Below are 12,343 nucleotides of genomic sequence, written 5' to 3'. Positions count from 1 at the left end.
TTCTTGAGATTCTGTTATTTTGAGAATATGCAATAAAAGCCAACCATATTATATGGTTGGCTTTTGTTTTATGTTACTACAACTAATCACAGTAAAAAGAGGGTTATCTACTTATAATGACCAATATAGTGGTATGAATAAATTTCTATAATATAGAGTTATAAGGTCCTTTGGAGAGTGACCATGCAACGCACGTATTTGGCTTTTTATATTGCCGATCACGGTAAGCTGCTAGACCGAATCATTAGTGTAATTGATGGTTCACCGTATAGTCATTGCGAACTGATAATCAGCGATCATGGTAATAAGTGCTATGATTGTATTAGTTCAAGCTATCGTGATGGCGGATTGCGACGCAAAAATATTGACATGTCAGGCAGTCACTGGGTATTGATACCAGTCATGTGTGATATGGGCTATGTCCTGCGCTGGTTTAATAAGCGCCGCAACTTCAAATACGATTACCTTGCTTTATTTAGACCTGAGATACCAGGATTTTATAACCCTGTATATCGCTTATTTTGTTCCGAAGCTTGTGCGGATATGCTAGAGCTGGTAGACCCTGGAAGTTATGGCCTCAAAAAGCTATATCGATGGGCTATATTAAATTCTACTACTAGCTTATTAAATGAAGAGCCAGATGATCTTTTTTGAAGTTTATGAGGGCATGTCCTAGGTTATTGTGTGAAAATATATATTTAAAAAACGTTGTTAAAATGATAGTAACTATAGACATATAAAACAAAAAAACAGTCACTTTAAGTGGCTGGTTTTTTATATCCAATAGAAATAGCGAAACCTGAACGCTCGTTAGTTACTTAAGAGGATTTTGCTAAGACAATAGTTATGTGAGATGATAAAAATATACTGTAACAGAGATAAATTTATAAGGTCATTAATCCACAAATTCGTTAGTTAAAATGTCAGAGCAATTTTGAAGTTCAGCAAAGTCTAAAATTTGACTGATGAAGAAACTTCTGGAGATTTGCTATGAAAATTACTTATTTGGCTTTCTATATTGCTAAGCAGGGTAAGGCACTAGACCGTATTATTAGTATGATTGATCGTTCGCCCTACAGTCATTGCGAGCTTGTAATTAAGAACTTAGGTGGGCAGCGCTATGATTGTATTAGCTCAAGCCATCGTGATGGTGGTTTGCGTCGTAAGACCATTCATATGGAGCCTAGTCACTGGGTGTTGATACCAGTTATGTGTGATATCGACTATGCTCTACGTTGGTTTAATAGGCGTCAAAACTTTAAGTATGACTACCTTGCTTTAATTAGAACTGTAATTCCGGGGTTTTATAATCCTGAACGTCGATTGTTTTGTTCTGAGGCCTGTGCAGATATGTTAGAGCTGGTAGACCCAGCAAGTTACGGTCTTAGGAAGCTATATAAATGGGCTCTCGACAATCCTGCTACGCAATAAGCAAGCTAATAGCAGAACTATAAAGAAAGGGTTCAGATAATAGCCTAAGTATATAATTTTGAGCCTGAATACAGAATGTTGCCAATTAGACTGCAAACATACCAAGGCTAGGGATTTTAAGGATAAAAAAAACCGACCACTTTGAGTGATCGGTTTTTTAATATTTGGTGGAGATGGCGGGAGTTGAACCCGCGTCCGCCAGCATTACGCTCATGAATCTACATGTTTAGTTTCTGTCTTTGGCTTTAATCCGCACCGATCCGACAGTCAGGATGGATTGGACGATTCTCTACTTTTGAACCCAAGCGATTGAGACAATCCCTTGTGGCGAGCCTACATGCGGACGCTTCAACTTAGTTAACCAACTGTAGGTGATCAGCAACCAAGTAAGCAGGGTTTAAGCTGCTAGAGCGTAAGTTTCGTCGTTTGCGACTATAACAATATATGTTTGATTAACGAGAGGACATACACTCTCGACATGCATCATTGAGTTTCATCACCAGCGTCGAAGCCAGAACATCCCCAATAGAACGACGTATTATAATAGACATAGCCAGTTTTGGCAATAGGGTAATGCTAAGTCGTTACACTTGATAACACACCTATGATAAACATAGAAGAGTATCATAGGTGTGTTATCACTTCTTGTTTTTACTTTCTGAAGCTTTTGTGAAGGTGTTACTAAACCATAGATTATCTTGCAGCTCGCCATTCACATTAGGTTTTGTTATATTGCGAGCCGCTTTAACATAAACCTCATGTGATGATTTTGAAAATGACTGCCATTCAGCCCAGCGCTTCAAAACATAAACTGCCTTTGGTACATGCTCATCAAGACTGTCTATAGTAGACTGTAGGGTTTGTAGCCACCATGCTTTTTTCTCCTCATTTAACTGATAACCGACAGTCTTGCTTTCTTCTTTATCAACAAGCCATTTTTTAAGTAAGGTAACTGCATCGGTCATTCCAGGACTTCCCTGAATTATGATAGTAGCCATCAGTACTCTAAACCAATAACCCAAAGCATTGCGTTGGGCGCTTTCATCAAGATGTGGCAATACACATAAAACAGCGTATAAGCTCGTTAGTCCATGAAGTATAAAAAATTCATTGTCGCTGCTGTATAAGACAGTTGTGGCAATAACAGTCAACTCTTCAATTGATGAAGTCAGATCTTGCCCGATATCAGGCAGTTTAAGCGTCACCATCTCATTGAGAAATAGCGACATCGGCTCATCCGGATTGTCAAAAGTGATTAAGCGCTGTTGAAAACTACCTCTATTTAGCCTTTTATAGTCTTCAGTTTTACTTAATAAATCGGCTTTTTCAGTCAGTTGCGGTATTCTATCGTCGTTTAGGACTTTCTCAAGCGCTTCTATAGGGCGTGGCGCATCAGGGGACCAAAGCTGATGTTCGGTATGGATTGAACCGGTAGCTAATGGTTGGAATGCGGTTGCCATATATGCCAACCCTTCCGCTGCCATGTCATCAGAGTCAACATCAACGGCCCAGCCCGTATGTATCACAGGATGAAACGCTGCACCAGCCATGCCTTCTGACAGCGCAGGGTAGTAGCGTTTAAGGCAGGCGCTTAATCCTAGCTCTGCTATTTTTTTATCAAAAAAATTACGATATAAAGGAAAGGCAATCCGAATAGACTGCAAATTATTCAACCAGTTGGCATCGGTTATTTCTGTATAATCAATCGGGTTACTGCGAGGCGATTCTAACATTCCTGGCTTTTTTGCAGCGCTTTGAGATGTATCGTTAGTGGCATTATGAGTATAAGTATCTTGCCACCACTGCATTTTTTCTTGACTAGCACCAGCAGCGTCTAATGCAATCCAATTATGAGTGATATGATTTGATAAGTAGTCACCATATTCAATGTGCCAGTTTCTACCACGCTTAAGCCACTCATGCAGATGGTCAGAATAATTTGGCTTTGAGTAAAATGTCATGTGAACACTCTAATTCATAATAATCGTATAACGCTAAAGCGATGCTTATCTTACTATTTGGCATTATGATAAGAATCTAAAATAGGTTAATAACATTTATAGTAATAGGCTGTTGCTTCTATATCAAATAGTTTTACGTAGAAATACTTTGCAAGCTTCATCCTACAGCATATTCTCATATAGTGCGTGATACTGAAATAGTCCCCAAGACTCTATAATTATTGAGAAACAAAAAAAAGCCAGTAACTTGAAGTTACTGGCTTTTTTAGACTTGATTCAAACTTTCTAAAGATTACTCTTCAGAATAGTCTTCATTTTCGTCTTGTGCTTCATTTTCGTCATCAACTAAATCTTCGTCATTACCATCTTCAGAAAGAATAGTAACTAAGATGCTAGCAGTAACGTCATGATGCAATTGGATATCAACGTTATATTCGCCAACTTGACGTAAAGCGCCTTCTGGAAGTTTAACTTCAGAGCGATCAACTTCTAAGCCTGAGTTAGTTAACGCTTCAGCGATATCACGAGTACCGATAGAGCCGAATAGTTTGCCTTCGTCACCTGATTTAGCGCGCATGATGACATTAACATCAGTTAATGCGTCAGCACGTTCTTTGGCGGCATTGATTTCTTTTGCCTCTTCAGCTTCAAGTTCAGCACGACGTGCTTCGAACTTTTCAACGTTAGCTGCCGTAGCAGGTAGCGCTTTGCCGTGAGGGATAAGGAAGTTACGTCCGTAACCTGGTTTCACATCGACAGTTTCACCGAGTTTACCAAGGTTGACGATACGCTGTAACAAAATAATTTGCATGAGTCATTCCTAGTTAAAGTTAACGGTTAACCCTGATGGTTATCAGTGTATGGAAGTAGCGATAAATAACGAGCTTGCTTGATAGCAGTCGCTAGTTGACGCTGATATTTAGTAGATGTACCGGTAATGCGGCTTGGTACAATCTTGCCATTATCACTGATATACTGTTTTAGCAATTCAACATCTTTATAATCGATGTGAGTGATGCCTTCAGCAGTGAAACGGCAGAATTTGCGACGGCGATAGAAACGTGCCATGAGTATTCTCCTTTAATTAGTCTTCACTGTTGTCGTTGTCGTCATTATCGTTTTCACGACTGTCTGGACGACGAGTAGTTGCTTTGCGTGCACGTTTTTCATCGGCATTCTTAGCTAACTGCGACTCTTCAGTGATAGCGTCGTCACGGCGCATAACTAGGCTACGAATGATCGCGTCGTTATAACGGAATAATTCTTCAAGCTCAGCTAAAGTCTCACCGTCAGTCTCAATATTGAAAAGAACGTAATGAGCTTTGTGAATCTTGTTGATTGGGTAAGCCAGTTGACGACGGCCCCAATCTTCTAGACGATGGATAACACCGCCATTGTCTTGAACCAACTTGATATAGCGTTCAACCATGCCGACCACTTGGTCGCTTTGGTCTGGGTGTACAATTAACACCAGCTCGTAATGTCTCATTTGGACTCCTTACGGATTAGTAGCTATTAACCCTATGTTAATAGCAAGGAGATTTATAAGGTAAACTCAATCTCATATAGAGAAGGTAAGCTTAGGTTATAAAGCGCCGTATTATAGCAGTAGTCGTGTACTAACACAAAGGTTAATACAGTCGTCTGCTAATAAATAAAAAGCAACGACTAAGCGCTGCTTTTTGCAAACAGATATGATTTTAAATAACGAAGTGTTTTAGCTACTTTATTTTTGGTTGCTTGACCAATTGACTGCTATCAGCTTTTACTACTAAAGTCTTAGCCAACTTATCATGCCAACCAATATTTTCAGGACTTCTAGATGCCATATAATAATGAACAGCAATGACAACAAATCCTAAGAAACTCGTGAATGAGAACAATAAATTGTAGATAATAAATAGTACCAATGTACGCATGCCGATAAGTTTGATAAACGACGGTATACGGTGTGTGGTTTGATCGACCACGCGAATACCGGTAATTAATTTACCAAGAGACTGTCCACGTAATGTAATAAATACCAGTTGTAGGGCGAATAGACCAAAGACCATAACTTGTGACATCATTAAGGTAGAGCTAGGTAAGCTCTCCATGAGTGTCATCGAGTACTGATAAGCGGCATCCATATTCTGAATATCTTGGAACTTTGAGTAATCTACATCCATTTTGGTCAATGCTAGTACTAACGGAAAAATCGCTAATATATATAATAGGCCATTAAGTGCTGTTGCCAATACGCGTGACATAATAGGTGCAAGGACCACATCGCCAAGTACTTTGTCTTTACTATTGGCAAGTTTGGTCGTACCAGGTTTGTTCAATGATACATTTTTATTTGGCGTATGATGACGGTTGGACGTCATGCCACCTTTAGCATTCTTGTCAGTATTACTTTTTGGGCGTTCAGGCTTACCATATAATCTATCAAGAGACACGTTTTTGCCATCGCGACTATTAGTATCAGAGTCTTCAGGGAATACCGTCACATTATTAATGATAGAGTCGTTAGGCGTAGGAATGTTAGCAGGACTATAAAGAGGTTGGTTACCTGTCAAGTCTCCAACACGCTGCCACTTATCTAAGCCTTCATGCCATACCAAATCATCTAATAATACCTCACCAGATGTCAGCATAATATTGAGTTGATCCAAAGTATATGGACCAGCTTGTACGTTATTTCGAGCAAGGAAAATCTGCATAATTGCCTGCATAGTTAGTCATATCTTAAGTCGCTACTGTAAGCCATAGTATTAGGGTCTATTGAGGATTTTTCAAATAGACCCTAATGATTACTTACTTAATGACTGTGTGAATTACTGCGGTGACTTAACGTTACAGCTTATTGTACTTCTTCACCAGCTAAGAAGAACCAAGTATCTAATACTGAGTCAGGGTTAAGTGACACTGAGCTAATACCTTGTTCCATAAGCCAAAAAGCAAGATCTGGGTGGTCTGAAGGACCTTGACCACAGATACCGATATATTTATCAGCTTTACGGCAGGCATCAATCGCCATCGACAATAATTTCTTAACGGCAGGATCACGTTCATCAAATAGATGTGAGACGATACCTGAGTCACGATCAAGACCAAGAGTAAGTTGAGTTAAGTCGTTTGAACCAATTGAGAAGCCATCGAAGTGCTCAAGGAACTCTTCTGCTAGTAAGCAGTTAGTTGGTAGCTCACACATCATAATGATGCGTAGACCATTTTCACCACGTTTTAGACCATTTTTCTCTAGCAACTCAATGACTTGGGCTGCTTCACCAACAGTACGTACGAAAGGAATCATAATCTCGACGTTGGTCAAGCCCATCTCATCACGTACACGCTTAAGCGCTTTACACTCAAGCTCAAAGCAGTCACGGAAGTTATCAGAAACGTAGCGGCTAGCACCACGGAAACCAAGCATTGGGTTCTCTTCTGATGGCTCGTATAATTTACCACCAAGTAAGTTGGCATATTCGTTTGATTTAAAATCTGACATGCGAACGATAACTGGTTGATCCATAAAGGCAACGGCTAACGTTGAGATACCTTCGACCAATTTATCAACATAGAAATCAACAGGCGATGCATAACCTGCAATACGCTCATTAATCGCTTGTGCCACTTCACGTGGTAAGCTGTTCATATTTAACAATGCTTTTGGATGTACACCAATCATGCGGTTGATGATGAATTCAAGACGGGCAAGACCGATACCTTCGTTTGGCATTTGCGTGAATGAGAAGGCACGATCTGGGTTGCCAACGTTCATCATAATTTTAAATGCAAGCTCTGGCATAGACTCAATAGAGTTGGTCTGAATTTCAAAATCAATTTGGCTCTCATAAATAAAGCCTGTATCACCTTCAGCACAAGAAACGGTGACGTCTTGACCATCAACCAACAATTCGGTGGCATTACCACAACCAACGATAGCTGGAACACCAAGCTCACGCGCGATAATCGCAGCATGACAAGTACGGCCACCACGGTTGGTGATGATCGCAGAAGCACGCTTCATGACTGGTTCCCAATCCGGATCGGTCATATCTGAAACTAAGACATCGCCGTCTTGTACTTTGTCCATCTCATTTAAGTTGCTAACGATACGTACTTTACCTGCGCCAATACGTTGACCGATTGAACGACCTTCACATAATACTTTTGCATTGTTAGTATCGATGATATAACGTTCCATGACATTGCTATCTTGGCGGCTTTTCACCGTTTCTGGACGGGCTTGAACGATAAAGATTTCATTCGTATCACCGTCTTTTGCCCATTCGATGTCCATTGCTTGACCATAATGCTTTTCGATGGTCACTGCTTGTTTGGCAAGGTCAGTCAGCTCTTCAGTTGATAATGAGAACTGCATGCGCTCTTCTTTTTCGACATCGACAGTTTTGACCGATTTAGTCGTGCTGCCTTCATCACCATAAATCATTTTCTTATGCTTGCTGCCAAGGTTACGGCGAATAATCGCAGGCTTACCATCAGCAAGTAGGCGTTTTGATAAATAGAACTCATCAGGGTTTACCGCGCCTTGAACGACCATTTCACCTAGGCCATAGCTTGATGTGATAAAGACCACTTGATCAAAGCCACTTTCGGTATCTAGGGTAAACATAACGCCCGCAGCACCTGTTTCTGAACGTACCATACGTTGTACAGCAGCAGATAAGGCAACGCCTTCATGCTCAAAACCTTTATGTACACGATAAGAGATAGCACGGTCATTATAAAGGGAGGCAAATACTTCTTTAATAGCGATAAGGACGTTATCAATACCGCGAATGTTCAAAAAAGTCTCTTGCTGACCAGCAAATGAAGCATCTGGCAAATCTTCAGCAGTTGCAGAAGAACGTACAGCAACCGCGATATCTTTGCCATCACTCATCTCTTCGAATGATTTGCGCACCTCTTGCTCAAGATCTTTTGGCAATTCTTGTTCAATAATCCACGTACGGATTTTTTTACCCGTAGCAGTAAGCTTATTAACATCGTTAACATCTAGCTCTTTAAGCTCGCTGTTAATCTTGTCAAGCAAACCTGTTTCAGTCAAAAAACGATTGAAAGCATTTGAAGTTGTAGCAAAGCCGCCTGGGACACTAACGCCCAAATCAGACAGATGACTGATCATCTCACCAAGCGAAGCATTCTTACCACCGACCATGTCAATGTCGTTTTTTCCTAACTGATCAAGATTGATCACAAGTGCTGTAGATTGAGCTGCCATGATAACTCCAGAAAATAAGGTTATTTAGTAAGGATTATAACGGTAAATTATACCGCTATATTTGGACAATTTCGAGGGGTTAAGCCAAAAAACTTATGAAAAAGATACAAATTATAGAGTTCAGCAATAAACAATCGCACTATTGTCTCACTTATCCGAATATAAAGCAGCTAATTCAGTCTAAATGTTCCTATAAATTATATGCCTATATGTAGCACATAATATTTTAATAGTGAAAAAGGTCTATGACAATCTGTAGCAAGAACCTGCTATTAAGGTTCGCTAGTTGTGCTAACTTTGATTCCTATTAAGACGCTATTATGAGTATAATGTAGAGCATGAAATATCAGGCGTATATGGCAATGTAACTATTAATCTACCTATTTATAGGAGTGTGTTATAGCTGCTTATTGAATGTGCGTCACACAGCGACTTAATTATCGTACTTAATTAGCATAAGTATAATGAGTCAATTAAAGCTTACTATTGAGGTTTACACTGAGGTTTTCAAGTTATGTACTCTAACAATCCGTCCGAGCAAAATAAGCCTACTATTCAAAATCATCACGCTTTAAGTTTAGATAACTCACAAACTATAAGAAGTGCTTTTTTTATCTCTGATGGTACTGCCATTACTGCCGAAACGTTGGGTCGTTCTATATTGAGCCAGTTTGCCTCGGTACCATTTGAAACATGTGTATTACCCTATGTTGATAGCATAGAGCGCGCTGAAGATGCAGTTGAGAAGATCAATATGGCCTATCAACGCGATGGATTATTACCATTGGTCTTCGATACTATTGTCAGTCCTGAAATCCGTGAGAAGATCAACTCTGCGCACAGCTGCAACTTGGATATGTATGAGGGTTTGATTGGACGTATCGCTGAAGAGACCGGAGTAGAACCTGACGGTCACTCTGGCCATGCTCATGACAATGTCGACTCTGAAACTTATAAAGAACGTATTGATGCGGTACATTTTGCCTTAGACAATGATGATGGAGCACGCACCCGCCACTATAGTATGGCAGATATTATATTGATTGGCGTGTCACGTTCAGGCAAGACACCAACTTCTCTATACTTAGCTCTACAATTCGGTATTCGCGCTGCCAACTACCCGTTAACTGAAGATGATCTGTATGATAATCAGCTGCCAAAAGCGCTGCGTGAGCATAAAGACAAGCTATTTGGTTTGCTAATTGATACTGACCGCTTGGTAAAAATCCGTCAAGAACGCCGTGCGGGCAGTCGTTATTCGAGCTATCAGCAGTGTCAGCAAGAGCAGCGTGCCATACAAGGTATTTATATCACTCATGGTATTCCAAGCCTAGATGTCTCAGAGATGTCGGTTGAAGAGATTGCTACTCGTATCTTGCAGATGACCGGTCTCAAACGCCGCATTGGTTAATTTCGCTTACGGTTGTTTTCTTCGCCATACCATACAAACTATATAAACGTTGCTATATATTTATCACCAAATAGAGAGTGTTATGAGTCTATCCCATAAATCTAAAAAATCTCCCTTATTATTGATGGGCTTGCTATGCAGTACAGTTTTGCTCAGTGCCTGTCAATCATCTCCCTTCGCACGCGAACCAGTCCCTGAACCGCGCTATATACCTACTATTGTTTTAGGTGAGGCACAGACTTTAACGATTATGCCAGAGCGAGTGGCTTGTGCATCGGCACTACCAATGCAGTGTTTGCTAGCCAAATCTAGTAAAGATGGTTCAGTATTTCAGATTCCTTATGATTGGATTGATGACTTTACGCCAAGCCTTGGTACAGAATATGTGATTAGCGCACGTCCGCAAGTTGATGAAGAGCGTCAGAGTTTAAACGGGCACTGGACATTGCAAAATATCTTGTCACAACGTATGGTGGGCACGCCATAACATCATGATCTTGACTCATGTATATATTGATTCATGCACAGATTGCTTATGACTCACATAAATAGCTTAATGATTAAGTAGTAAATAAATAACTAAAGAGGATATCATGGGAAGCAAACGCAAAGATGATACAACTAATGATACTGGTAGCGACACTCATACCGAAGTATCAAATAAAGACAGTGGTGCTGCACCTGTCACATCTCCTGAGCAGACCGAAGATAAAAATAAGCAAGAACAAATTGAGCAAACCCACGACCAAGTCACTGAAGATGTTATGCATCACCCTGATTTGGTCAATCCGCTAGATGATACGCGTATTGATATCAAATCAGGCTTCACTAAAGATTCACAACGTATAAAAGGTGATAAGCATAAGTTTGAATATGATGCTGTGATATTAGGTGCAGGTCCTGCTGGTGAAGCTGCTGCTATGAAGCTTGCTAAGTCTGGCAAAAAAGTAGTGGTTGTTGATCCGCGTGATCAGGTCGGTGGCAACTCTACGCATGTCGGTACGATTCCGAGCAAAGCGCTGCGCCAATCAGTATTCAACTTGATTAATTTCCGCCGTGATCCGATGTTCACTAAAGCTATGGAATATAAGCAAGTACCTCTAAATAAGGTGCTAGCAAATGCCCGTAAAGTAATACGTAATCAGGTCAGCACCCATACGCGCTTTTATGAGCGCAATCAAATTGAAGTTATTCATGGTTGGGGAAGTTTTTTAGATGCCAATACTTTGCGCATTGAGACTGATGAAAATATTTTTGAAACCATTACCTTTAACAAGGCCATTATCACGGTTGGTAGTCGACCTTATCGTCCTGAAATTTTAGATTTTGATCATCCGCGGGTCTTTGATTCTGACAAAATCCTACAAATGGATTATGTAGTCAAAAAAATCATCATTTATGGTGCGGGTGTCATCGGCTGTGAATATGCTTCAATTTTCACTGGCCTTGGCTACAAAGTTGATCTAATCAATAACCAAAACCAACTATTAAGCTATCTTGATAGTGAGATTAGTGATGCTATTGCGCATGACTTTAGACAGTTTGGTGTGGTCATTCGTAGTAATGAAGAGATTGACTATTTGGAGACTCATGATGACTATGTCATATTGCATCTAAAGAGCGGTAAAAAAATCAAGTCCGATGCGATTTTATGGTCAAACGGTCGCTCAGGTAATACTGAAGGACTAAATTTAGAAGCCATTGGTTTAAAGGCTAACGGCCGTGGACAGCTTAAAGTAGACGATACTTACTGTACAGAAGTTGAAAACATTTATGCCGCTGGTGACGTTATCGGTTGGCCATCTCTGGCTTCAGCTGCTTATGACCAAGGACGCTGTGCGGCGGCATTTATGGTTGGCGATAGTGATGCAGAGCCAGTATCGAGTGTACCAACTGGTATCTATACGATTCCTGAAATCTCAAGTATTGGTAAAACTGAGCAAGAATTAACGGACGAAAAAGTCCCTTATGAGGTGGGTCAAGCATTCTTTAAACACTTGGCGCGAGCGCAAATTATTGGGGAACGTTCTGGGGTATTGAAGATATTGTTCCATCGTGAGACGCTTGAAATATTGGGTATCCATTGCTACGGTAATCATGCTTCAGAGATTATCCATATTGGACAGGCTGTGATGAAGTGTAATAATACGCTGGAGTATTTTGTAAATACGACGTTCAACTATCCAACGATGGCAGAAGCTTATCGGGTAGCAGCATTAAATGGTCTTAATCGAGTGTTCTAGATTTCAGTACACCTTAATTTAATATAAAAAAGCGCCTGTTATTGAATTAACAGGCGCTTTTTTTTGACCA

11 protein-coding genes and 1 other RNA gene are annotated in these 12,343 nt (G+C 40.3%); 5 read left to right on the top strand and 7 right to left on the bottom strand.

From position 1 onward, the window contains the following. Window positions 1–183 precede the first annotated feature (183 nt). Window positions 184–654, top strand: a complete 471-nt coding sequence (locus ACTQ9S_RS01935; protein WP_068036208.1) for a hypothetical protein — start codon at window positions 184–186, stop codon at window positions 652–654. 336 nt (window positions 655–990) lie between these two features. Continuing rightward, complete coding sequence (locus ACTQ9S_RS01930; RefSeq protein ID WP_068036206.1) at window positions 991–1,431, top strand: hypothetical protein; 441 nt, start codon at window positions 991–993, stop codon at window positions 1,429–1,431. Window positions 1,432–1,596: 165 nt separating this feature from the next. Here ACTQ9S_RS01930 and ssrA read toward each other — a convergent pair. From ssrA to ppsA, 7 genes are all read right to left on the bottom strand, one after another. After that, window positions 1,597–1,955: a transfer-messenger RNA gene (gene ssrA / locus ACTQ9S_RS01925) on the bottom strand. Between the two features lie 114 nt (window positions 1,956–2,069). After that, window positions 2,070–3,392: a questin oxidase family protein gene (locus ACTQ9S_RS01920; protein WP_440453500.1), complete on the bottom strand. Its 1,323-nt coding sequence runs from the start codon at window positions 3,390–3,392 to the stop codon at window positions 2,070–2,072. Between the two features lie 292 nt (window positions 3,393–3,684). Then, a complete protein-coding gene (gene rplI / locus ACTQ9S_RS01915; protein WP_068036202.1) occupies window positions 3,685–4,203 on the bottom strand; it encodes a 50S ribosomal protein L9 in 519 nt (172 codons plus the stop codon). 26 nt (window positions 4,204–4,229) lie between these two features. After that, window positions 4,230–4,460 carry a 30S ribosomal protein S18 gene (rpsR, locus tag ACTQ9S_RS01910; protein ID WP_010198808.1) on the bottom strand — a complete coding sequence of 77 codons (231 nt, stop codon included), beginning with the start codon at window positions 4,458–4,460 and terminating at the stop codon, window positions 4,230–4,232. A gap of 16 nt (window positions 4,461–4,476) precedes the next feature. Beyond that, on the bottom strand, window positions 4,477–4,881 hold the full coding sequence (gene rpsF / locus ACTQ9S_RS01905; protein ID WP_068036200.1) for a 30S ribosomal protein S6: 405 nt from the start codon (window positions 4,879–4,881) through the stop codon (window positions 4,477–4,479). Window positions 4,882–5,113: 232 nt separating this feature from the next. Further along, complete coding sequence (locus tag ACTQ9S_RS01900) at window positions 5,114–6,106, bottom strand: RDD family protein (protein ID WP_068036197.1); 993 nt, start codon at window positions 6,104–6,106, stop codon at window positions 5,114–5,116. Between the two features lie 128 nt (window positions 6,107–6,234). Then, window positions 6,235–8,619: a phosphoenolpyruvate synthase gene (ppsA, locus tag ACTQ9S_RS01895; RefSeq protein ID WP_068036195.1), complete on the bottom strand. Its 2,385-nt coding sequence runs from the start codon at window positions 8,617–8,619 to the stop codon at window positions 6,235–6,237. A 514-nt stretch (window positions 8,620–9,133) separates the two neighbouring features. Here ppsA and ppsR point away from each other — a divergent pair. The 3 genes from ppsR to sthA all read left to right on the top strand — a co-directional run bounded on the left by ppsR (window position 9,134) and on the right by sthA (window position 12,273). Continuing rightward, window positions 9,134–10,030: a posphoenolpyruvate synthetase regulatory kinase/phosphorylase PpsR gene (gene ppsR / locus ACTQ9S_RS01890; protein WP_068036193.1), complete on the top strand. Its 897-nt coding sequence runs from the start codon at window positions 9,134–9,136 to the stop codon at window positions 10,028–10,030. Between the two features lie 82 nt (window positions 10,031–10,112). Then, the gene (locus tag ACTQ9S_RS01885) at window positions 10,113–10,517 is read left to right on the top strand and encodes a DUF4377 domain-containing protein (protein ID WP_068036191.1); all 405 of its coding nucleotides are present in this window, start codon (window positions 10,113–10,115) and stop codon (window positions 10,515–10,517) included. Between the two features lie 106 nt (window positions 10,518–10,623). After that, window positions 10,624–12,273, top strand: coding sequence for a Si-specific NAD(P)(+) transhydrogenase (gene sthA, locus ACTQ9S_RS01880; RefSeq protein WP_440453498.1), 1,650 nt, complete (start codon window positions 10,624–10,626; stop codon window positions 12,271–12,273). The last annotated feature ends 70 nt before the right edge of the window (window positions 12,274–12,343 follow it).

The organism is Psychrobacter sp. ASPA161_9, assembly GCF_051970275.1.
GTDB lineage: Bacteria > Pseudomonadota > Gammaproteobacteria > Pseudomonadales > Moraxellaceae > Psychrobacter.
This window is presented reverse-complemented; position numbering and strand designations above follow the sequence as displayed.

Bases quoted from the DNA above. Each gene is read 5' to 3' on its own strand.
- ACTQ9S_RS01900 (WP_068036197.1), bottom strand. From the start codon at position 6,106: ATGCAGGCAATTATGCAGATTTTCCTTGCTCGAAATAACGTACAAGCT.
- ACTQ9S_RS01885 (WP_068036191.1), top strand. From the start codon at position 10,113: ATGAGTCTATCCCATAAATCTAAAAAATCTCCCTTATTATTGATGGGC.
- rpsF (WP_068036200.1), bottom strand. From the start codon at position 4,881: ATGAGACATTACGAGCTGGTGTTAATTGTACACCCAGACCAAAGCGAC.
- ACTQ9S_RS01930 (WP_068036206.1), top strand. From the start codon at position 991: ATGAAAATTACTTATTTGGCTTTCTATATTGCTAAGCAGGGTAAGGCA.
- ppsR (WP_068036193.1), top strand. From the start codon at position 9,134: ATGTACTCTAACAATCCGTCCGAGCAAAATAAGCCTACTATTCAAAAT.
- ACTQ9S_RS01935 (WP_068036208.1), top strand. From the start codon at position 184: ATGCAACGCACGTATTTGGCTTTTTATATTGCCGATCACGGTAAGCTG.
- ppsA (WP_068036195.1), bottom strand. From the start codon at position 8,619: ATGGCAGCTCAATCTACAGCACTTGTGATCAATCTTGATCAGTTAGGA.
- rplI (WP_068036202.1), bottom strand. From the start codon at position 4,203: ATGCAAATTATTTTGTTACAGCGTATCGTCAACCTTGGTAAACTCGGT.
- ACTQ9S_RS01920 (WP_440453500.1), bottom strand. From the start codon at position 3,392: ATGACATTTTACTCAAAGCCAAATTATTCTGACCATCTGCATGAGTGG.
- sthA (WP_440453498.1), top strand. From the start codon at position 10,624: ATGGGAAGCAAACGCAAAGATGATACAACTAATGATACTGGTAGCGAC.
- rpsR (WP_010198808.1), bottom strand. From the start codon at position 4,460: ATGGCACGTTTCTATCGCCGTCGCAAATTCTGCCGTTTCACTGCTGAA.